General features: G+C 72.8%; 21 protein-coding genes and 1 pseudogene. 10 read left to right on the top strand and 12 right to left on the bottom strand.

The genetic code is table 11. The features are described 5' to 3' along the window. Positions 1-253: 253 nt before the first annotated feature. Positions 254-1,870, top strand: coding sequence for an FG-GAP repeat domain-containing protein (locus ABT160_RS13825; protein ID WP_351647153.1), 1,617 nt, complete (start codon positions 254-256; stop codon positions 1,868-1,870). A 188-nt stretch (positions 1,871-2,058) separates the two neighbouring features. Here ABT160_RS13825 and ABT160_RS13820 read toward each other — a convergent pair. From ABT160_RS13820 to ABT160_RS13805, 4 genes and pseudogenes are all read right to left on the bottom strand, one after another. Beyond that, a pseudogene (locus ABT160_RS13820) lies at positions 2,059-2,511 on the bottom strand (DUF6228 family protein). Positions 2,512-2,631: 120 nt separating this feature from the next. Next, entirely contained in the window at positions 2,632-2,976 is a 345-nt protein-coding gene (locus ABT160_RS13815; protein ID WP_351647151.1) for an STAS domain-containing protein, read from the bottom strand. Between the two features lie 380 nt (positions 2,977-3,356). Beyond that, positions 3,357-3,899, bottom strand: a complete 543-nt coding sequence (locus ABT160_RS13810; RefSeq protein ID WP_351647149.1) for a hypothetical protein — start codon at positions 3,897-3,899, stop codon at positions 3,357-3,359. A gap of 130 nt (positions 3,900-4,029) precedes the next feature. After that, complete coding sequence (locus ABT160_RS13805; protein ID WP_351647147.1) at positions 4,030-4,608, bottom strand: TetR/AcrR family transcriptional regulator; 579 nt, start codon at positions 4,606-4,608, stop codon at positions 4,030-4,032. Positions 4,609-4,746: 138 nt separating this feature from the next. Here ABT160_RS13805 and ABT160_RS13800 point away from each other — a divergent pair, with 138 nt between their 5' ends. After that, complete coding sequence (locus ABT160_RS13800; RefSeq protein WP_351647146.1) at positions 4,747-5,145, top strand: RidA family protein; 399 nt, start codon at positions 4,747-4,749, stop codon at positions 5,143-5,145. Positions 5,146-5,260: 115 nt separating this feature from the next. After that, positions 5,261-6,355: an alkene reductase gene (locus ABT160_RS13795; protein ID WP_351647144.1), complete on the top strand. Its 1,095-nt coding sequence runs from the start codon at positions 5,261-5,263 to the stop codon at positions 6,353-6,355. Between the two features lie 113 nt (positions 6,356-6,468). On the opposite strand, the gene ABT160_RS13790 is transcribed toward ABT160_RS13795, so the two are convergent. Then, a complete protein-coding gene (locus tag ABT160_RS13790; RefSeq protein WP_351647142.1) occupies positions 6,469-7,671 on the bottom strand; it encodes an epoxide hydrolase family protein in 1,203 nt (400 codons plus the stop codon). A gap of 170 nt (positions 7,672-7,841) precedes the next feature. On the opposite strand from ABT160_RS13790, the gene ABT160_RS13785 reads away from it, so the two are divergent. Continuing rightward, positions 7,842-8,240, top strand: coding sequence for a hypothetical protein (locus tag ABT160_RS13785; RefSeq protein ID WP_351647140.1), 399 nt, complete (start codon positions 7,842-7,844; stop codon positions 8,238-8,240). A gap of 293 nt (positions 8,241-8,533) precedes the next feature. Next, the gene (locus ABT160_RS13780; protein WP_351647138.1) at positions 8,534-9,382 is read left to right on the top strand and encodes an RNA polymerase sigma factor SigF; all 849 of its coding nucleotides are present in this window, start codon (positions 8,534-8,536) and stop codon (positions 9,380-9,382) included. Positions 9,383-9,483: 101 nt separating this feature from the next. On the opposite strand, the gene ABT160_RS13775 is transcribed toward ABT160_RS13780, so the two are convergent. The 6 genes from ABT160_RS13775 to ABT160_RS13750 form a co-directional block, all read right to left on the bottom strand. Then, a complete protein-coding gene (locus ABT160_RS13775) occupies positions 9,484-10,014 on the bottom strand; it encodes an ATP-binding protein (RefSeq protein WP_351647137.1) in 531 nt (176 codons plus the stop codon). Between the two features lie 62 nt (positions 10,015-10,076). Beyond that, positions 10,077-10,424: an STAS domain-containing protein gene (locus tag ABT160_RS13770; RefSeq protein WP_351647135.1), complete on the bottom strand. Its 348-nt coding sequence runs from the start codon at positions 10,422-10,424 to the stop codon at positions 10,077-10,079. A gap of 82 nt (positions 10,425-10,506) precedes the next feature. Then, positions 10,507-10,770 (bottom strand): DUF6479 family protein, encoded by a 264-nt coding sequence (locus ABT160_RS13765; RefSeq protein ID WP_351647133.1) that lies wholly within the window; start codon positions 10,768-10,770, stop codon positions 10,507-10,509. A gap of 92 nt (positions 10,771-10,862) precedes the next feature. After that, positions 10,863-13,154 carry a SpoIIE family protein phosphatase gene (locus tag ABT160_RS13760; RefSeq protein WP_351647131.1) on the bottom strand — a complete coding sequence of 764 codons (2,292 nt, stop codon included), beginning with the start codon at positions 13,152-13,154 and terminating at the stop codon, positions 10,863-10,865. Between the two features lie 7 nt (positions 13,155-13,161). Next, the gene (locus tag ABT160_RS13755; RefSeq protein WP_351647130.1) at positions 13,162-13,596 is read right to left on the bottom strand and encodes an STAS domain-containing protein; all 435 of its coding nucleotides are present in this window, start codon (positions 13,594-13,596) and stop codon (positions 13,162-13,164) included. 117 nt (positions 13,597-13,713) lie between these two features. Continuing rightward, positions 13,714-14,151 carry an ATP-binding protein gene (locus ABT160_RS13750; RefSeq protein ID WP_351647128.1) on the bottom strand — a complete coding sequence of 146 codons (438 nt, stop codon included), beginning with the start codon at positions 14,149-14,151 and terminating at the stop codon, positions 13,714-13,716. Between the two features lie 213 nt (positions 14,152-14,364). Between ABT160_RS13750 and ABT160_RS13745 the strand changes: the two genes are divergently transcribed. Both ABT160_RS13745 and ABT160_RS13740 read left to right on the top strand, forming a co-directional pair. Further along, the gene (locus tag ABT160_RS13745) at positions 14,365-14,562 is read left to right on the top strand and encodes a CsbD family protein (protein WP_351647126.1); all 198 of its coding nucleotides are present in this window, start codon (positions 14,365-14,367) and stop codon (positions 14,560-14,562) included. A gap of 194 nt (positions 14,563-14,756) precedes the next feature. Continuing rightward, positions 14,757-14,918 (top strand): hypothetical protein, encoded by a 162-nt coding sequence (locus ABT160_RS13740; RefSeq protein ID WP_351647124.1) that lies wholly within the window; start codon positions 14,757-14,759, stop codon positions 14,916-14,918. Positions 14,919-14,940: 22 nt separating this feature from the next. Here the strand turns inward: ABT160_RS13740 and ABT160_RS13735 are convergent, their stop codons facing one another. Then, positions 14,941-15,708 carry an ANTAR domain-containing protein gene (locus ABT160_RS13735; RefSeq protein ID WP_351647122.1) on the bottom strand — a complete coding sequence of 256 codons (768 nt, stop codon included), beginning with the start codon at positions 15,706-15,708 and terminating at the stop codon, positions 14,941-14,943. Positions 15,709-16,035: 327 nt separating this feature from the next. On the opposite strand from ABT160_RS13735, the gene ABT160_RS13730 reads away from it, so the two are divergent. The 3 genes from ABT160_RS13730 (at position 16,036) to ABT160_RS13720 (ending at position 21,118) form a co-directional block, all read left to right on the top strand. Beyond that, positions 16,036-20,211 carry a SpoIIE family protein phosphatase gene (locus tag ABT160_RS13730; protein ID WP_351647120.1) on the top strand — a complete coding sequence of 1,392 codons (4,176 nt, stop codon included), beginning with the start codon at positions 16,036-16,038 and terminating at the stop codon, positions 20,209-20,211. Next, positions 20,211-20,522 carry an STAS domain-containing protein gene (locus tag ABT160_RS13725; RefSeq protein WP_351647118.1) on the top strand — a complete coding sequence of 104 codons (312 nt, stop codon included), beginning with the start codon at positions 20,211-20,213 and terminating at the stop codon, positions 20,520-20,522. Before ABT160_RS13730 ends, ABT160_RS13725 begins: the two co-directional genes overlap by 1 nt. Before the next feature lie 197 nt (positions 20,523-20,719). Next, positions 20,720-21,118, top strand: a complete 399-nt coding sequence (locus ABT160_RS13720; protein WP_351647116.1) for an STAS domain-containing protein — start codon at positions 20,720-20,722, stop codon at positions 21,116-21,118. Positions 21,119-21,146: the final 28 nt, after the last annotated feature.

Here is a 21,146-nt window from a genome sequence, read left to right as displayed (position 1 = left end):
GGGGGGCCCCCCGCGGCGGGGGCTCACCGCCCCCGGCCTCGGGCACCTGGGGGGGGTGGGGGGTCGCCTCTTCGGTTTGCTAGGACCCCTCCCACGCCCGCGCAGGTTCGGGCGGTGTCCTCCTTCGGACCTGTGCTTGCCCTCCTTCGGCTCTGCCCTGTGCTGCCGGTGGCCTTGAGGGTGGTGGGACACCCTTCCCGTACGGGCCATGTCTGCTGGTACGGGGCCGTCGTACGAAAGCCGGAGAGAAGCTGTGCCCCTTTCCCACCCGTTCCTGAGGACTCGTGCGCTGCGTGGCGCGCTCGTCGCCCCGCTTGCTGCCCTCTCGCTCACCGCCGTGGCCGTCACCCCCGCCCTCGCCGCAGGGGACGAACCCCGACCGGACGGCACTGCCACCGCCCCGCAGCAGCAGCCCGGACCGGACACCCCGCTGCCCGCAGCCAGCGAGGCTCCCGCGGCGCCCGAGGCCCAGCAGGAGAGCGAGGAGGTCGCGCCGCTGGAGTTCAGCCAGGTCACCATCCTGACCATGCAGCCCAGCGGTCGTACGAACCTGTGGATGTCCGGCACCGGCGAACCAGGCGCGAAGGTGGTCTCCGGGCCCGACCGCAAGAGCGTGTTCACCATCCCGAGCAACGGCACCTTCTCCAAGGTGGTGGGGTGGGTCGATCTCAGCGGGGACGACGACCTGCTCTTCGGCCAGGACATCGGGACCACCAAGACAGAACTGCAGCCGTTCCCCACGAAGGACATCACGCTGCAGACGCCCTACCTCAACGACCCCAAGGAAGACGCCACCATCCCGGCCGACCACACCTACAAGGGTGTCGCCAACGAGGGCATGACCGTCGAGGCGACATTCAACGGCGAGGACCTGCGCACCCACGAGGTCCGCAGTGGTCGTGTCTGGTCGGTGACCCGCGAAGGCCAGGAGCCGGGACCACTCGACATCCGAGTCACCGCCACGCTCGAGCTCAAGGGCGAGACCCTGCGCTCCGAGACCCTGGAGCGCAGCACTGTTGTCGAGGGTGGCGAAGAGGACCCGCCCGGAACCCTCAAGGCCGAGGACCTGGCGGAGTCGGTGACCGCGGACTTCGACGGGGACGACAAGGCCGACCTGGTCGCACGTAACGACGCCGACGGCAAGCTGTACCAGTTCAAGGGCAAGGGCGACGGCACCTTCGACAAGGGCACCGTCCTGTACGACACCTGGGACTACTCCCACACCGCCGCGGGCGACTTCAACGGCGACGGCAAGGCCGACATCGTCGCCACCGACGGCTCAAAGGCCTGGCTGTGGCGCGGCAACGGCGACGGCACCTTCACCAAGGACACCAAGGCCCTGACCAACTGGCCTGCCCACCTGCAGCAGGTCAGCGGCGGCGACTTCGACAACGACGGCATCGCCGACATCGCCGCGGTGAACACCAACGAGAATAAGGCCTACCTCTGGCGCGGCCTCAAGGGCGACACCGGCAACCCCTTCGCACCCCCGCAGTACCTGACCAACTGGGGGAACTTCACCCAGGCCACCGCAGGTGACGCGGACGGCGACGGCACCAGCGACATCATGGCCCTGGACCCCAACGGCACCCTCAAGGTCTGGATCTCCACCGGCGACGTGACCAAGAACCCCTTCAAGGCACCCGTCACCATCATGCCGTTCGGCACCCACCAGCACCTCACCCTCGGCGACCACAACGGCGACGGCACAGCCGACGTCCTCGCCGTCGACACCACCACCAACGAGATCAAGACCTACCAGTCCAACGGCACCCCCGGCACCGGCATGCTCACCACCCCCAAGACCATCGAACTCACCATCCCCGCAACGGGCGACGCCACCGCAAAGGAAGAAGCGGAGAAGGAGTAACGAACCCCGTCGGCACGCGCACGGAACCGTACGCGCACGGAACCGCATGACGAACCTGCGCGGGAGGGCAGTGGCGGATTGGACGTCCGCCACTGCCCTCCCGCACGGCCACACACCCCAAGCGCCAGGCAGCCGGCCGAGGCCTTCACCGAGCCGACCAAGGCTCAGCCCAAGGCCCAGCCCAAGGCTCAGCAGTCCTGACCGAGGAAGTGCCGCACGTCAGCGGCCAGGCAGGCCAACTGCTCGCCCGCCTCCAGCCAGGTGGTCACCGAAGCACTCCAGCCGCCGGCGGCCTTCCGCCACGGACGCGCGGTTCACGTGAGCCCCGCGTAGCCGCCCGACCGGAAGACCGCCGAGACGGAGAGGTCGCGGTCGTTGGTGCACCACGTACGCGTACCGTTCTACCCCTGGTAGTCGGCGGCGAGTTCGTCCAGGAACGCGACCAGATCACGCCCCCACAGCCACGCGATGACCCCGTCCACGCGCGCGGTCAGCCCCGGGGCGTGCAGCTCCACCGCGTAGTGGACGGAGTCCGGTGCCATGGCGGAGCGGTCGTGGAAGGTCACGACGACCGATGAGTCGTCCTGGCAGCGAGCGGTCACGCGTGCGCTGCCATCAGGGGTTTCGTACGGAGCTGCCATGGCCGGAACGTTAGGCCGGGGGAGTCCGTCTCGTCATTCGGGATTCCCCGGCGCAGGGGGGTTGGGACCGGGCCCGGTGGCTACCCGCCACATCTGAGGGATGTGGCCCGGCACGAAACATCAGGCTGCTGCCTCCGACGCGGCAGCCGAGTCCGGCAGGAACTCGTTCCAGCGGCCGTCGGGGAAGAGGTTTTGTGCCATCTCCAGCAGGTGGAGCGGCTGGCGGTGCAGTCCGGTGACGGTCAGCTTCCGGCCTGCCTGCTCGCAGGCCAGGCGCTGGTGTATCAGCAGGTGCAGTCCCGCGATGTCCATGAACGGCGCTTCGCGCAGTTCCCAGGTCACTTCGGTGACCGAGGGCGGCAGTGCGGCGGACGCGTTGACGAGTTCGGGCAGCGCGTCGAAGTCGATTTCTCCGCGCGCGGTGAGGACGGCAGTGGTGCCGTCGACCTTGGACGTGATGAACATGGTGGGCGCCCCCTCCCGAGGGGGTCATGAGCCCAAAGAGGCGGACCGCGTAATGGGTGGCCCGACAGCGATGGCGGGACCGGCTGCCCGTGAAGGGGGCGATGCCCGGCGCCCGTGGACCGTCTGCCTGCACTGGCCTGACAGGGCTGCGATCGCTCTAGCGGTTCCACCATCGTCGCACAGGCCGTCCGAAGGGAACAGGGCCGCCCGCTTCCGGAACTCCCCGGCCGCTGGTTGACGGCACGATAGGGGCATCGAGTGGGCACGCGGCGGCGGAGAGGGAACTGGTGTCCGGTTCCGGCCCTGGTTCCCGATCGCCGACCGGTCAGTGGCCGACCCGTGCTCGTTCAGTGGCCGACCCGTGGTCGTTCAACGGCCCCTCAGTGCCCGGCCAGCAGCTTCACCATCACGACCCCGACGCCGATCACCGCACTCAGCGCCGCCGTGACCAGGGCCCTCACCGGCCCCGATCCCACGCGCCGCCCACCGAGGAAGCCCCAGGCGGCGAGCGCGGCGACCTCGCTGCCGACCGCGATCCACAGGGCGGTGCCGAGTTCCAGGGCACCCACCGCCGACAGGGCGATCAGCAGGAGAGGGGTCGCCGCGACCGTGAGCAGGGGGCTGCTGGTGAAGAGCGTGTGCCGTACGTCGGCGGCGCGCGGGCGGCTGCCGTGGGCGACGGGATGGGCCTGGAGGTCGGCCACCAGCGTCGCCAGCCACAGCCCCAGCGCGGTCGCCGCGACCGTGATCGCGGCACCGCGGTGCGAAGCGTTGCCGCCCTGCACGAGGCCCACGAGTACGGCGAGCAGCGTGAGCGAGGCGTAGATGCGCTCCTTCAGCCGCTCGCTCCACACCCGTGCGCGCTCTGCTGTGCGCGCGTCCGGTTCGCTGCCCACACCTGCCGTGGCCGTGCTCTCCCTCATGGGCACAGGCTAACTTCCGGCGGGGCAGGCAGAGCATCCTCCACGAGCCACGAGCCACGAGCCACGAGCCACGGGTCGCGGGTCGCGGGTCGCGGGTCGCGAGTCACGGGCTACGGCCACGGGCCACGCCCTACGGTCGCAACCCGGCCACGACCTCCTCCACCAGGTCCGTACACGCGCGGATGTCCGGGACGTCGAAGCCCAGCAGGAAGCGGTAGTACACCGGTCCGTAGAACAGGTCGACCATCGACGAGGTCGGCACGTCCGCACGCAACTGGCCCGCCTTGACGGCGATTTCGAGCCTTCGTCGGCAGCCGTGGATGCGCGGGTTCACCACCGTCTCGCGCATGGCGCGCATCAGTTCCGGGTCGTTCTGGGCCTCCCCGATGACGCCCCGGTAGACCCGGCCGGTGTCGCTGGTGAGCAGCGCGGTCACGCGCGTCATCTGGGTGGTGAGGTCGGCGACGATGTCACCGGTGTCGGGGAAGTCGGTGTTGGACCCGATCCGCTCGTTCAGCACGTCGAGCGCCAGCGCGCCCTTGGAGCGCCACCACCGGTAGATGGTGGGCTTGCCGACGCCGGCCTGCGAGGCGATCGCCTCGATGGTGACCTTCGCGTACCCCTTGCTGACGCACAGGTCGAAGACCGCGTCCAGGATCGCGAGGCGGGCGCGCTCGCTGCGGCGCTCGCTGTTGGGTTCGGGAGACATGATTTCAGCCTAGCCCAGCGTTACGTTACGTTCAGTTTTGACAAGGGCCCCGGTGCCCCCTAGCGTGCACAGCGTTACGGAACGTTTCGTAACGGCTCCGGCCGCGGCGGTCCGCCGTGCCGTGACGAGGGGAGAGCCATGTCCAGCACCACCACGGGGACCACCACCCCAGGCATACGGAAGGTGGCCACCGACCCCGACTGGTATGAGCCGTACCGCATCTCGCAGGCCGTCAGGGCGGGCGGTTTCGTGTACGTCTCCGGTCAGGCCGGGTTCGAGGAGGACGGCGCCACCGTCGAGGGGGGCTTCCTGGCCCAGGGCCGCCAGGCCTTCCGCAACGTCGGCCGTGTCCTGGACGCCGCCGGCCTGGCCTTCACCGACGTCGTGAAGGTCGGCATCTTCGTGCGCGGGATGGCGGAGAACCTCCCGCACGTGATCACCTCCGCGAGGAGTTCCTCTCCGAGCCCTACCCGGCGGACACCCTCATCGAGGTCGTCTCGCTGGCTCAGCCCGACTGGCAGATCGAGGTCGAGGTGATCGCGCTCGACCGCCCCCGGACCGACGGGTGACGGCCGGGCCGGCAGCGCCGATCACGCCCGTGCCGCTGCACGTGCGCTTCTCCGTACCGCCACGGACCACCGGGGGATCCGCCATGTACGAAGCCCTGCTCGCACCGCACCACACCGAGGCGCTCGACCTGCCGAACCGCGTGGCCATGGCGCCGATGACGCGGGCCCGCGCGGACGACGACACCGGGGTGCCCTCGCCGCACGCCGCGACCTACTACCGCCAGCGCTCCGGCGCGGGCCTGCTCATCACCGAGGGCGTGTACGTCAACGCGCTCGCCAAGGGCGGCCCCGGCATCCCCGGGCTCGTCACGCCCGAGCAGGTGCGCGGCTGGCGCGAGGTCACCCAGGCCGTGCACGCCGAGGGAGGGCGGATCTTCGCCCAGCTGTGGCACGTGGGCCGGATGACGCACCCGCTCACCCTGCCGGGCGCCGTGACCCCGGTCGCGCCATCCCCTGTACGGATCGAGGGCGCCAGGATCCACACCGCGGAGGGCAGCCTCGCGCACGTCACCCCGCGCGAGCTGACGGCCGGTGAGATCGAGTCCACGGTCAAGGACTTCGCGGCGGCGGCCGTACGGGCGATGGCGGCCGGGTTCGACGGTGTGGAGATCCACGGCGCGAACGGCTACCTCATCCAGCAGTTCATCGCCGAGAACACCAACCGCCGCACCGACCGGTACGGCGGCTCCCTCGAAGGCCGCCTGCGCTTCCCGCTGGACGTGGTCCACGCGGTCGCCGAGGCGGTCGGGCCGGAGCGCGTCGGGCTGCGCGTCTCGCCGGACAACGACGAGAACGAGATCGCGGAGGCCGATGCCCGTACGACGTACCGCGAACTCGTCGACCGCGTCGAGCCGTTGGGCCTGGCGTACCTGCACGTTCTGGAGCGCGGCCGGTACGGCGCCGTCGCCGACCTGCGTACCCGCTGGTCCGGCACGCTGATCGCCAACCACAACGGCCCGGCGGCCAGCGACCCGGTGGCCCAGGCCCGGCTGGTGGCGGAGGGGCACGCGGATGTGGTCGCGTTCGGCCGCCTCTTCATGTCCAACCCGGACCTGCCCGCCCGGCTGGCCTCCGGCGAGCCCCTGGCCCCGCCGCCGAACCGGCGCGTGTACGGCGGGGGAGCGGACGGCTACACGGACTACCCGACGGCCGCACAGGCGAAGTTCGCCGCCGTGTAGGGGCGTCGGGTGGTACGGGGAAGGGGTGGCCCGGTACGGGGGTCCCGACCGCCCCTTCCCCGTACCGGTAACCCCATGGCGGTAACCCCGTACCCGTAACCCCGTGCCGGACGTCAGGCCGCGGACCGGCGCAGGTCGGCGAAGAACGCCCGGACGTCGCCCACCAGGGCCTCCGGCGCCTCCATCGCCGCGAAGTGGCCGCCGCGCTCGAACTCCGTCCAGCGCACGATGTTGTTCGCGCGCTCGGCGAGGTGGCGCAGGACGATGAAGTTCTCCGCGGGGAAGGCCGCGAACGCGGTCGGCACCGGCGACGGCTCCGGCGGCCTGCCGCCGTACGGGCCGTGGGCGCGCTCGTAGTACAGGCGCGCGGAGGAACCGGCGGTGCCGGTCAGCCAGTACAGCATCACGTTGGTGAGGAGGTGGTCGCGGTCGACCGCCTCCTCCGGCACGTCCACGGAGTCCGTCCACTGCCTGAACTTCTCCACGATCCAGGCGAGTTGGCCCACGGGTGAGTCGGTGAGGCCGTACGCGAGGGTCTGCGGGCGGGTCGACTGGATGTCCGCGTACCCCTGCTCGTCCCGCGTCCACGCCCGCATCCGCTCCCAGGAGGCGAGGGTGCGCGCACGCTCGGCCGGTGCCAGCGCGGCGAGTTCGTCCTCGGTCGGCTCGGACGACGCCCCCGCGCCGGGGATCATGTTCAGGTGGACGCCGATGACGTTCCCGGGCCGCAGCCGGCCCAGCTCGCGGGAGATCGCGGAGCCCCAGTCGCCGCCCTGCGCTCCGTAGCGCGCGTACCCCAGCCGCTCCATCAGCTCACCGAACGCGCCCGCCACGCGCACGTGGTCCCACCCCGGCTCCGGGGTGGGCCCGGAGAGACCGAAGCCCGGAATGCTCGGCAGGACCAGGTGGAAGGCGTCCCCGGGGTCGCCGCCGTGCCCCCGGGGATCGGTGAGCGGCCCCACGACCTTCTCGAACTCCACGACGGAGCCGGGCCAGCCGTGCGTCACGATCAGCGGCGTGGCGTCCGGCTCGGGCGAGCGGACGTGCGCGAAGTGGACGTTCGCGCCGTCGATCGTGGTGGTGAACTGCGGCCACTCGTTCAGCCGGGCCTCGGCCGCGCGCCAGTCGTACGCGTGCCGCCAGTGGTGCGCGAGGTCGCGCAGGTACCCGAGCGGCACGCCGTACTCCCAGCCGACCCCCGGCAACTGGTCCGGCCAGCGGGTCCGGTCCAGGCGGTGGCGCAGGTCCTCCAGCTCACTCTCGGGGACGGAGAGGCGGAAGGGCCGGATCCCGGCGTCGGAGTGAGGTGTCGTCATGGTGCGGGAGCCTACGCGGGCCCTGTTCGGAGGGGGTGCGGCGGTGACGGCGGCCGTGTCAGGCCGGTGACAGGCGGGCGACAGGCGGTGCCGTGAAAGTAGGGCCATCGACAGCGCACGGACCGCCCACGAGGGGCGGGCCGGCCTGCGGGACACGGGAGTTCACGACCATGGCGATCAACCTCACCGCCCAGGACAAGGCCACCCTCCGCACCGCCGCCTACGGCGCCGTGGCGCTGCTGGCCGCGACGGGCGCGGCGCACCGGATCGCGGCGAAGGGCAGCATCGCCCTCGCCTCCGCGACCGGCCCGGTGGGCCACGTACTGGCCGAGAAGTCGGGGAGCATCAGGTTCGAGGGGAAGACGGTGGCGGCGATGGCGGACCAGGTGCTGCCCGCGCTGACGGAGTCGATGCGGCTGCTGAAGGCTCAGGACGCGGCGGACGCCGCCGACTTCCGGGCCACGGTGGTCCGCGCCCTGGAGACCGGCGCGCAGGCGGGCAAGGGCGCCTCCGGCCCCGTACTCGCCGACATGACCGACAAGATCACCTCCGCCCTCGACGCCGCCTGACGGCGGTCGCGGTGGCCCGCGCGTGCGGAGGCGCGGTGGGGCCGGATCCCGAGCGGATACGGGGTCCGGCCCCACCACGTACGGCCCCTGAAGCCGCCTCAGGATCCGTGCGCGCGCCGGTTCCGCGCTCGGCGCGTGCGCCGTGGAAGCGGCGGTGCATGGGGGGCCTTACGTCCTTTCGGGTGGAGTCCGGCATGGAAGGCCTGCGCCTGGGTAGGCGCGCCCCGATGCTGGCTGCTTCCGTGGCCGGCGACACGACGTTCGAACCCTGGACGCGTGGGAGGGGACACGACATGACGCTCACCATCGCGGCCACCGGCCGCGGCACCCGGTCCGGGGCGCTGCCCGAGATCGCCGATCCGTCCCGGATGCCGACGAGTGACGCCCGCACGCTGTCCCGGCAGTTCTTCGCCCGGCTGTCCGCGCTGGAGGAGGGCACGCCCGAGTACAGCTACGTGCGGAACACGCTGATCGAGATGAACATGTCCCTCGTGCGGTACGCGGCCGGACGCTTCCGGAGCCGTGGCCCCGAGGAGATGGAGGACATCGTCCAGGTCGGCATGATCGGCCTGATCAAGGCGATCGACCGGTTCGAGCTGACCCGCGAGGTCGAGTTCACCACCTTCGCCATCCCGTGCATCGTCGGCGAGATCAAGCGGTTCTTCCGCGACACCACCTGGGCCGTGCACGTGCCGCGCCGCCTCCAGGAGGCCCGCGTCGAACTGGCCAGGGCCACCGAGGAGTTGCGCACCCGCCTGGGCCGCACCCCGTCGGTCAAGGAGCTCTCCGAGCTGATGTGCCTGGCCGAGGACGAGGTCCGCGAGGCCCAGGTCGCCTCCAACGGGTACAACTCCCACTCCCTGGACGCCACGATGAGCGCCGGCGAGGACGGGGAGACCGCCCTGCAGGACTTCATCGGCATCGAGGACCAGGCCCTCGGGCTCGTCGAGGACTTCCAGTCGCTCGCCCCGATGATCGCCGAACTCGGCGAGCGCGACCGGTACATCATCCACCTGCGGTTCGTGGAAGAACTCACCCAGGCCCAGATCGGCGAGCGCCTCGGCGTCTCCCAGATGCAGGTCTCGCGGCTGCTCTCGCGCACCCTGTCGCACCTGCGCGAGGGACTGCTCGTCGTCCAGTGAGCGTGCGGAGTGCCTCGCTCACCCGTCGGTGAGCGGGGCGGCCGGACCCAGGAGTCTTGTTCACCCGTCGGCGAGCGAACCCGCCGGACCCAGCGTCTTGCTCACCCGCCGGCGGGCGAACCTGCCGGACCCAGCGCCAGCTCGGCCGTCACCTGCTTCCCCGTGCCCAGGGGCACCACCCGCAACTCCCCGCACAGGCGCACCACCAGGTTCACGCCGTGGCCGCCGATGCGGAGGGGGTCGTGGGCCCGGGGCGTGGGCGGGTGGGCGGAGCCGTCGCGTACGGTGATCCGCAGGACGCCGAATCCGCGTCCGGCCTCCGGCAGTTCCCCGGAGGGGCGGACCAGCTCCAGGTCAAGGCCGCCCGGGCCGGGGGCGTGGCGAAGGGCGTTGGTGACGAGTTCGCTGACGACGAGCTGCGCGTCCTGGCTCGTGCGCCCCTCGGAGCCGTACCCGGCCCGCGCGAGCAGGGCCCGCACGGCGTCGCGCGCCTCGGCTATCAGGGGCTTGTCGGCGGCCCAGACGGTGCTGTGCCGCAAGGGGGTGCCCAGCAGCGGCCGGTGGGCGGCGCCGGTCATGGGGGCGGCGGCCACGGGGCGTGTCCCGTGGCTCGTTCCCTGCCGTGTGGTCATGTGGTCCTTCTCGTTCGCCGCTCGCGCACACCCGCCGGCGCGACGCGGACGAGGCGTCGCGGTCAGCTGGTGGGCGAGGGGCCGGTGTCGGCCACCGTGAAGTGCTCCAGCGTGCCGCTCAGCGACAGCAGGCGGCTCACGGTCGGCGGCAGCGGGCCCAGGAGGATCAGCTCGCGGCCCGCGGCCTCGTGGCGGCGCAGGGCGCCGAGGAGCGCGTTGAGGAGCATGCTGTCGGCGAAGGAGACCCGCGAGAGGTCGACGGCGGTGGTCGGCAGCCCGGCCCGGTCGGCGGCCTCCCAGGCCGCCTCGAACTCTTCGCTGTCGTCCTGGTCCGTCTCCCCGCGCACGGTGACGAGCAGCACCTGATCGCGGCGGGTGACGTGCACCTTCGGGTTGGGCAACGCATGCATGGCGGCATCCTCGCATCCGCCCGCGCCGCTCCACCAACCCGCACCCCGGTACGCGTACCGGACGTCACTTCCGCACCGGGTGCTACCGGTGCGGGTTGCCCTGGTCCGGGTCGTCGTCGATCGTCTGCCAGGACTTTCCCCGCTGGTCGGGGGCCGAGCCCGCCGCGGGGTCGGCGCGGACGTCGCGCGCCGCGCGCTGCCGGGTGCGACGGCTGCCGTACACGAAGGCGGCCAGGAGGGCCACGACAACGACCACGCCGATGACGATGAGCCAGAGCGAGGTGCTGGAGCTCGAGGCCAGTTCGAGCTGTCCGTGGGATCCGAGGGACCCGAGGGAGAGGTTCATTCTCCCCTGGTAACCGGATCGGCCCCGTTCATCCCTTTAAGGGGCCAAATGGACCAGCGGGGCCCGGGGCCGGGTCCAGGGCCCGGCCCCGTTCAGATCCCCGTCCTTGTCCCCGCCGGAGCCGCCGGAGTCGCCGTGGCCGTCAGGACCAGGACCGCCTGGTCGTCGTCCCCCTCGGATCCGCCGGTGAAGGCCCGCACCGCACGCGTCACGGCGGCGATCACGCTCTCGGGATCGGCCGGGCGCGAGGCGTCCAGGACCTCCAGCAGCCGTTCCTCGCCGAACTGTTCACCTCCGGGCGCACGCGCCTCGGTGATCCCGTCGGTGTAGAGGACCAGGCTCTCGTCCCGCCGCAGGTGCAGCCGGACCGTCTCCAGGACCGGCCGCGGGGTCACGCCGAGCAGCGGGCCCTCGCCGATGACCGGACGGGGTGCAGCGTCCTCGGTCAGGTGCAGCGGCAGCGTGTGTCCCGCCCGGACCAGGTCGAGGTCGAGGCCGTCGTCGGCCCCCTGGGTGAAGTGGCCGTAGACCAGGGTGACGAAGCCGGTGCCGTGGCTCTGCGGCCGGTCGGACAGCGCCTTGTTGACCGCCTGCACGACGGCCTCGGGTCCAGGGAGCAGCGGCGCCACGGCGCGTGCGGTGTGCCGCACCAGCGCGGTCGTCGTGGCCGCCGTGGCGCCCCGCCCGCAGACGTCGCCGAGCATGAACGCCCAGCCGCCCGCCGGCAGCGGGAACACGTCGTAGAAGTCGCCCCCGACCTCGAGGCCCTCGCCCGCCGGGTGGTAGTACGTCGCGATCTCGGCGCCCGGGGGCCGGGGCACCTCGGACAGCAGCAGCCCGGCCTGGAGGTCGCGGGCCAGGGCGACGCGCTGGGTGTGCTGGTGGGCGTTGAGCGCCGCCGAGGCGCCGCGCCGGGCCAGTTCCTCCGCGAGGGCGACGGTGTGGCCGTCGAAGGAGTCCGCGTCCGTCGTCAGCAGGGTGAGCGTGCCGAAGACGCGGCCCCGGTCGCGCAGCGGGACGCACAGGTAGCCGGTGACCCCCAGGTCGTGCCAGGGGCCGGGCCCGGTGGGCGTCCGGCGCGCGACCTCGCTCAGCCCGGAGGCCAGGACGCGTGCGACCGCGTCGTCGTCGGCGTCGTACACCGGGATGTGCGCGGCGAGCAGCGCGTCCTCCCGCTCGGAAGGGGCGCTGACCGCGATCCTGCGCAGCCGCCCCGCCTCCACGACGTCGACCGCGCACAGCGGCGCGAGCCGGGGCGTGCACAGCGCGGCAAGGCGGCGCAGCGTCTGCTCGTGGTCGAGGTCGGCGGTCAGGACGGTGCTCGCGTCCAGCAGGAACGCCAGGTCGGCGCGGGCGGCGGCCTCCTTGGCCTCGGCGGCCCGGCGGGCCCGCTCCGCCTGGTGGCGCTCCACCGCGAGCGCGGCGGTCTCGGCGAACACGCGGGCCAGCGCCAGGTCCGCGGCCTGCGGCGCCCGGGGCACGCGGTGGTACATCGCGAACGTGCCGAGCAGCGAGCCGTCCCGGGCCAGGATCGGCGTCGACCAGCAGGCGGCCAGCCGCGCCCGCTCGGCCAGCGCGCGGAAGTCGTCCCAGAACGGGTCCGTGGCGATGTCCGCGACGATCACGGGCGCCCGGCGGTGCGCGGCCGTCCCGCAGGAGCCGACGCCCTCGCCGGTGGCGATGCCGTCGATGGCGCGGTTGTAGAAGTCGGGCAGGCTGGGCGCCGCCCCGTGCCGCAGGTGGCGGCCGTCGGCGTCGGCGAGCAGGACCGAGACCAGGACCTCGTCGGGCGCCAGGTCCTCGATGGCCCGGGCCATCCCGTCCAGTACGCCCTCCAGCGGGGCCTGCCGCGCGATCTGCTCCAGCAGCACCCGGTGCTCCGCGGTGAGCCGCTGGGCCTGGATGAGCTGGGTGGTCTCCACGCCGATGAGCCGTACGCCGATCACGTTCCCGCCCTCGTCCAGGCGCGGCTCGTAGGTGAAGTCGAAGAACGCCTCGCGGGCGTCCGCCCCTTCGCCGAGCACCACCCGGGCGTTGCGGCCCGCGTGCGGCTCGCCGGTGCGGTAGACCCGGTCGAGGAAGGACAGGAAGCCCTGCGGCGCCAGTTCCGGCACCAGGTCTCCCAGGGGCAGCCCGGTGCGGGCGCGCTCCGGTCCCCCGATGGCGGCGAAGAAGGCGGGGTTGGCCGCTTCGACGAGGTGGGCGGGCCCGGACAGTGAGGCGAACACGGCCGGGGAGCGCCCGAACAGGGCCCTCAGGTCGTGCTCGGCGCCGGTGGACGCGCCCTCGCCCGGCGCGGCGACCACCGGGGCCGACGGGGACATCGGGGCCACTGGGGTCAGGGTGAGGCCGGGAGCGTGTCGCTCCCCGGGGGCCTGCGTCATGGTCGTCCTACCTTCCACTCGCCACCGGCGACGCGGAGGGAGTGCCCCCTTCCGGGGACCTCACTCCGTCCGCGCCGGGGGCGCTCGCGGCGAAGGCCAGCGCCTCGCGCACCGTGGCGTGCACCGGGATCACCTGGTCGAGGCCCGTCAGGTCGAAGACCCGCGCCACGGACGCCGGAACCGCCGCCAGGCGCAGCGCCCCGGTGCGCGAGCCGAGCCGCTGGTAGACGGCGATCAGGCAGCTGATGCCGGAGGAGTCGCAGAAGGCGAGCCCCGTGCAGTCGACGACGACCAGCGCGGGATCCGCGCCCGCGGCCTCCAGCGCGCCGAAGGCGGTGTCCCGCAGCCGCACGGCGCTGTCGAGGTCCAGCTCGCCGTGCACCGCCAGCACGCAGGAACGCCGCGGGTCCTGTCCCGTCCATCCGACCCGCACCGAGAGCATCCCGGCTTCCTCCCACCCGCTCCGACCCGCGGGAGCGCTCCGACCTGCAAGAAACGACGCTGGCCGACTCGGACCGGCCCGACCGACCCGATGATAGGGGCGCGTCGCGGCGGTGCCCTACGGCACCTTGCTCGCGCCCGGGCGGCCGTGCAGCGGCGGCTGGAAGCACGCCGTGACGTCCTTGCCGCGCGGACAGCGGTACATCATCCACTCGTCGGCGACCGCGTCCACGAGCATCAGCCCGCGCCCGCCCAGTGCCGACTCCCCGGCGTCCTTCTGCTCGGGCATCTCGGGCGAGGAGTCGTGCACGGTCACGTGCAGGCACTCCTCGTCCCAGGTCAGGATGAGCTGGGCGTTGCTGCGGGCGTGCACGTGCGCGTTGGTGACCAGTTCCGACACGGCCAGCACGACCGAGTCCAGCAGGTCCGGCGCCGTACGCTCCCAGCCGAGTCCGGCCAGGTGGTCCCTGGTCCAGTCGCGGGCCACCTTGACCCCGCTGCTGATGGGCAGGGAGCGCGCCCATCCGACAGCCCTCAGAGACGACTCTTCTGCCATGGGGTGCCTCCTTCCCTCGCGTGAGTGGTCCCCCCACGCCTGCCCCGTGAACGGAGGACGCAACATCCGAAGAGGTGTGGCTTTGGGCACGGGTGTGGTCCGGTGGCGCGCGGGCGCACGGGCTTCCCGTCCCGGCGCCCCCAAATGGCCGCTTTTGTCGTTTGTCGGTAGGTTCGCTGGTGTTGTTCCCGGACTACGGAAGGAGCCTGTCCCATGAGTGGCGACAGCGCGATGGACAAGGTCAAGGGCAAGGCCAAGGAGTGGGCGGGCAAGGCCACCGGCGACGACCGGATGGCGGCCGAGGGCCAGACCGACCAGGCCAAGGCCAAGGCGAAGGATGCCGTGGACAAGGCCAAGGAGCGCGTCGAGGGAGTCGTGGACTCCCTGCGCAACAAGCGCGACGATTCCTGACGACGTCCACGACGTCCGCGACGACTTCTGACGGCGTCCGTGCGACGACCTGACGACGTCCGTAGGACTCGGCCCGTACGACACACGTCCCGTGGGGCGGCTGCTCGTACGGGCAGGTGGCGGCCCGGCCCGTGAGGCCGCGGGCCGCCACCCGTCACGCCCCCGGCCCCACCCCGGCACGAGAGGACAACACCATGGCCTTCTTCTGGTTCCTGCTGCTGGTCGCCGTCGTCCTGGGCTTCATCGGCGTCCTGGTCAAGGGCCTGCTGTGGCTGCTCTTCGTGGGCATCGCCGTGTTCCTGATCGCGCTGTTCCTGCTGCGCGGGCGTGGACGCGGACGGCGGGCGAGGCGCTAGTACCGTAGGCCCAGCGCCGGGCCTACCGAGCCGTGCGCGGCCTCAGCGGTGCGCTCGGCGACGGCGGTTCGCCGCTCACCTTCGTGATGATGTCCGCCGCCACCTCGCGCAGCTTCACGTTCCGGTTCTGCGAGGTGCGGGTCAGGATCTCGAAGGCCCGCCCGGCGGTGCAGCGCTGCTGGCCCATGATGATGCCGAGCGCCTGGTCGATGACGCTGCGCGAGTCCAGCGCCGCCTGGAGGTCCTCGCTGAACTCCACCTGGGCGTCGATCTTGAGCGCGATGCCCAGCGCCCCCGCCGCGTACCCGGCGAAGACGGCGGCCTGGTCGCGGACCGCCGGGGTGAAGGCCGCCACGTTGCGCGCGTACAGGTTCATCACGCCGGTGGTCTCGTTGCCCGGCGGGACCAGCGGCAGCGCGAACATGCTCCGCACCCCGTGCTCCGCGGCCCGCTCGGTGAACGAGCCGAACCGGTCCTCCGCCCGGATGTCGTCGATGTGGTGCGGTCTCCCGGTGCGCAGCGTCTGCAGGCAGGGGCCCTCGTCGACCGCGTACTGCTGCTGGTCGAAGGCGAGGACGAGCGCGTCGCTGGCGGCGGCCGTGGTGTAGCGGCCGTCCGAGCGCAGGGTGATCGAGCAGTGCACGGTCTCGACGGGCAGCGTGTCGGCCGTCAGCCGCACCAGGTCGTCCAGGAAGACCTGGAGCCGGTCCGTGTCCAGGAGCAGGTCCTGGAGCTTGGTGAGCGCCTCCTCGGCCCGGACGGCCGGGGTGGTCATCGACGGGTCGGTCATCGGCGCGGCTTCCTCTGCGGGGTGTGACGGGGTGTGGCCGGGGTGACGGCTGCGCGGGGTGCTGCGGGCGGGTACGCCCGCGCGCGTCCGCGCGGACGCGCGGCTCTGCGGGAAGGGTAACCCCGCCGGTACGGAACGGGGACTCCGAGCCCCGAACACCTCCGTGACGCGGTAGACAGGAATTGCGCCGCTGTTACGGGGCAGGCAGAAAACAAGCGCGTGAGCAGGGGGCTTCGCGCGCGTGTTCGGCACGACGACGGTCCGGGTAGGGCCTGGGCAAGGCCTGGGGGCGGGCCCGCACGAGGGGACGGGTGTGGTGTGAAGCACATGGGTACGGAAGACGGCGACGAGGCGGGCCGGACGGCCGGTGCCGCGCCGCCTCCCGCGGCGGCCCTGTCAGGGGTGTTCGCCGCCGACCCGGAGGTGGGCGGCGACCTCGCCGCCGTCGACTGGTCGGCCACGCCGCTGGGGCCGCCGGCGGAGTGGCCGCAGAGCCTGCGGACCGCGGTGAGCATCCTGCTCTCCTCGCGGTTCCCCATGTGGATGGCCTGGGGCGAGGAACTGACCTTCTTCTGCAACGCCGCCTACCGGCGCGACACCCTCGGCCGCAAGTACCCCTGGGCACTGGGCCGTCCCGCGAACCAGGTGTGGGCGGAGATCTGGGGCGACATCGGCCCCCGCATCGACGCCGTCCTGGGCACCGGCGAAGCCACCTGGGACGAGGGGCTGCTGCTGTTCCTGGAGCGCTCCGGCTACACCGAGGAGACGTACCACACCTTCTCCTACAGCCCGCTCCGCGACGACACCGGCGACGTCGTCGGCATGCTCTGCGTCGTCAGCGAGGACACCGAGCGGGTGATCGGCGAGCGCCGCATGGCCACGCTGCGCGACCTGGGCTCCGACCCCAGCGTGATCCGCACCGAGCAGGAGGTCCTGGCCTTCGCCGACCGCCAGCTGGAGCACAACCGCAAGGACCTGCCCTTCACCCTGACCTACCTGTACGACGACGGCGACGGCGCCACCGAGGCCCGGCTGCGCGGCCGCAGCGGCATCGCCGCCGAAGGACCCGCCACGCCGCCCGCCCTGACCGTGCGCGGCCCGGCCGGCGTCTGGCCCGCCGCCGCCCTCGCCGAGGGCGAGCCCGTCCTGGTGGAGCTCACGGGCGAGCCGTTCCGGGGCCTGCCCGGCGGCGACTGGCGCGAGCCGCCCGTACAGGCCCTCGCCGTACCGCTGCTGCGCCCCGGCGACACCCCGTACGGCTTCTTCGTCGCCGCGCTCAACCGCTACCGCGCCCTCGACGACGCCTACCGCGGCTTCGTCGAACTGACCGCCGGGCACATCGCCTCCGGCATCGGCAGCGCCCGCAGCTACCAGGCCCAGCAGCGCAGGGCCGAGGAACTGGCCGAACTCGACCGGGCCAAGACCACGTTCTTCTCCAACATCAGCCACGAGTTCCGCACCCCGCTCACCCTGATCATGGGGCCCGTCGAAGAGCTGCGCGCCCGGGTCCCCGACACCCAGGACGGCGTCCGCGCCGAACTCGACGCCATCCACCGCAACGGCCAGCGCCTGGGCAAGCTCGTCAACACGCTCCTGGACTTCTCCCGCATCGAGGCGGGCCGCATGCAGGCGCGCTACGAGCCCGTCGACCTGGCCGCCGTCACCGCCGAACTCGCCAGCGTCTTCCGCTCGGCCGTGGAGAAGGCCGGACTCGACTTCACCGTCGACTGCCCGCCCCTGGACGAGCCCGTCCACGTCGACCGCGGCATGTGGGAGAAGGCGGTCCTCAACCTCCTCAGCAACGCGCTGAAGTTCACCTTCGACGGCGCCATCCGCGTCACCGTCGGCCGCGAGGCCGGCCACGCCCTGGTCACCGTCACCGACACCGGCGTCGGCGTGCCCCGCACGGAGATGCCGCGCCTCTTCGAGCGCTTCCACCGCATAGCGAACGCCCGCTCCCGCTCCGACGAGGGCAGCGGCATCGGCCTTGCCCTGGTCCAGGAACTCGTCGGCCTGCACGGCGGCACCATCACCGCCGACAGCACCGAGGGCGAGGGGACCTCCTTCGCCATCCGCATCCCCTTCGGCACCGCGCACCTCCCCGTCGGCTCGGTGGTGCCCGAGGCCGACCGCCCGGTCGTCACGGCCACCGCCACCCCCTACGTCCAGGAGGCGCTGCGCTGGCTGCCGCTGGGCGAGAGCGAGGAGGAGACCGACACCGCCGCCGGCGGGCCCCCGCCGCCGTCCGACGCGCGGATCCTCGTCGCCGACGACAACGCCGACATGCGCGGCTACCTCACCCGCATCCTCACCGGCGCCGGCTACCAGGTCACCACCGTCACCGACGGCGCCGACGCGCTGCGCGCCGTCCGCCGCGAGAGCCCCGACCTCGTCGTCAGCGACGTGATGATGCCCCGCCTCGACGGCCTGGAACTCGTCGCCCGGCTGCGCGCCGACACCCGTACCGCCTCCGTGCCCGTCCTGCTGCTCTCCGCCAGGGCCGGCCAGGACGCCTCGATCGAGGGGCTGCGGGCCGGAGCCGACGACTACCTCGTCAAGCCCTTCGCCGCCGCCGAACTCCTCGCCCGGGTCCGGGCCAACGTCGAACTGGCCCGGCTGCGCAGCCACCACGTCCGCTGGCGCACCGCCCTGATCGACTCGCTCCAGGAGGCGTTCTTCGTCTGCGACGAGTCCGGGGCGGTCATCGAGATCAACGCCGCCTTCTCCGACATGCTCGGCTACGGCCCCGAGGACCTGCCGTACGTGCCCGTCCACCCCTGGTGGCCCGACGCCGCCGGCGACCCCGACGCGTACCGCGAGGTCGAGGAGGCCTTCGGCGGGCTCCTGGAGCGCACCCAGGGCTCGTACACCATCCCCGTCACCCACCGCGACGGCCACCGGCTGTGGGTCGCCGTCACCTACAACAAGGCCCAGGACCCCGACACCGGCGGCCGCGTCACCGTCGGCACCTTCCGCGACGTCACCGCCGAGCACTACGCCGTCCAGCGCGAGACCGCCCTCGCCACCCTGACCACCGCCCTGTCCGGGGCCGCCAGCCTGCCCGACGCGCTCGCCGCCGTCCTCGCCGAGCTCAAGACGCTCTGGCGCGCCCGCGGCGTGACCGCCGCCGTCTTCGAACGCGCCGGCCGGCCCGTCCTCACCACCACCGACCCCGGCGTCACCTGGGCCGACCTGCCCCCGGAACGCCAGGACCGGCTCGCCGCCCTGTGCTCGGGCCCGCCGCTCACGGCCGTCGCCCACGAATCCGGGGCCGGCATCCAGCTCGAACACCCCGAAGGGCCCTTGTCCCTCTGGATCGACCTGGGCGAGCACCGGCCCTTCACCGACGAGGACCGGCTGCTGCTCTCGCTGCTCGCCGGACACCTCGCCCAGGGCCTGGTCCGCGCCCACCAGATCGACCAGCAGCGCGAGACCGCGATCGCCCTGCAGCGCGCCATCCTCGGCCCGGCGACCCTGCCCACCGGATTCGCCGTGCGCTACGAACCGGCGACCCGGCCCCTCGAAGTCGGCGGCGACTGGTACGACACCGTCAACCTGCCCGAGGGGCGCATCGGCATCGTCGTCGGCGACTGCGTCGGACGCGGCCTGGAAGCCGCCTGCGTGATGGGGCAGCTGCGCAGCGCCTGCCGGGCCCTGATGCTCCAGGACCCCAGCCCCGCACGGGCGCTGATGGCCCTGGACCAGTTCGCCGCCGGAGTGCCCGGGGCCCACTGCACCACCGTGTTCTGCGGCGTCCTCGACCCGGCCACCGGACAGCTCACGTACTCCAGCGCCGGACACCCCCCGGGCATCCTCGCCCACCCCGACGGCACCACGCTCCTCCTGGACGAGGGCCGCTCGCTGCCGCTGGCCGTACGCCCCGGGCGCGAACGCCCCGAAGCCGTCTGCACCCTGGGCGCCCGCTCCACCCTGCTGCTCTACACCGACGGACTCGTCGAACGCCGCAGGCGCCCGCTCAACACCGGCATCGAGCAGGCCGGCGACGCCGTGCAGCGTGGCCGCGAGACACCCGTCGACACCCTGGCCACCGACGTCATGCGGCGCCTGGCACCCGCCGACGGTTACGACGACGACGTTGCCCTGCTGCTCTACCGCCACCCCGCCCCGCTGGAGCTGTCCTTCCCCGCCGACTCGGCCCAGCTCGCGCCCGTGCGCAAGCTCCTGCGCAGCTGGCTCGCCCAGTGCGAGGTCTCCACCCTCACCGTGCAGAACGTCCTCGTCGCCGCCGGAGAAGCCTGTGCCAACGCCGTCGAGCACGGCCACCGGCACAACCCCGGCGAGGCCGTACGCCTACGGGCCGAGGCCCTCGTCGACGCGCTGCGCCTCACCATTGCCGACAGCGGCCGCTGGAAGGACCCCGTCCCCGAACCCGACGCCCACCGCGGCCGGGGCCTGGGCCTGATGAGGGCCCTCGCCCAGCACGTGACCATCACCCCCGGCCCCCTGGGCACCACCGTCGACCTGGAAGTGAGGATCGCCTGATGTCCACACCGCTCACCCTCACCCCGGACCGGCACCCGGACGGCACCCCCCGGCTGACCGTCAGCGGCGAGATCGACATGAGCAACGCCGCCTCCCTCGCCGACGCCATCGACGGCGCGCCCGGCCCCCTCGTCGTGGACCTCACCGACGTCGAGTACCTCGACAGCGCGGGCCTCAGCGTCCTCTTCGCCCACGCCGAACGCCTCGAACTCGTCGTCACCCCGCTCCTGGAACCCGTCCTCACCGTCTCCGGGCTCGCCGCCCTGGCCAAGGTCCGCGGCGCGGACGGCGACGGACCCCCGGGCCCGTGACCACCGCCCCGCCGCGGCGTGCCGGGCGCGCGCGGGGCGGGACTTTCGCAGCACGCCACGCCACGCCCCGGCCCGGCCCCGCACGTCAACACCGGGGGCCGGGCCCCACGGGCCCCCGGCCCACCGAACGGCGGCCCCACCGCTACCGTGCACCACAGAGCAGCGCCGCCCAGCCCCACGACAGGAGTGATGGCACCGTGCCCGACACCCTCGGCCTCGCCGTCCGCCACACCGGCGAACGCACCGCCGTCCTCACCGTCACCGGAGACGTCGACCTGCACACGGCCGGCACCCTGCGCGCCTACGCCCAGGACGTCGTGCAGGCGGGCGCCCCCGAACTGGTGCTGGACCTGGCCGGGGTGGACTTCGTGGACTCCACCGGGCTCAGCTCCCTCATCGCCCTGCTGCACACCACCCAGGGGGCGGGCGGCTGGCTCCGCCTCGCCGAGGTGCCCGGCCGCCTGATGCGCATGGTCACCATGACCGGACTCGTTCAGGTGATGCCCGTCCACACCACCGTCGAGGACGCCCTCGCGGGCCGTACGCCCCACGTCGTCACCGGCGACGACATTGACGGTTCCACCCCGTCGGACTGACGCGACCCGGCCCCGCGCCGGTGCCCCC

Origin of the sequence: Streptomyces sp. NPDC001941, from assembly GCF_040296945.1 — a bacterium.
Lineage (GTDB): Bacteria > Actinomycetota > Actinomycetes > Streptomycetales > Streptomycetaceae > Streptomyces.
This window is presented reverse-complemented; position numbering and strand designations above follow the sequence as displayed.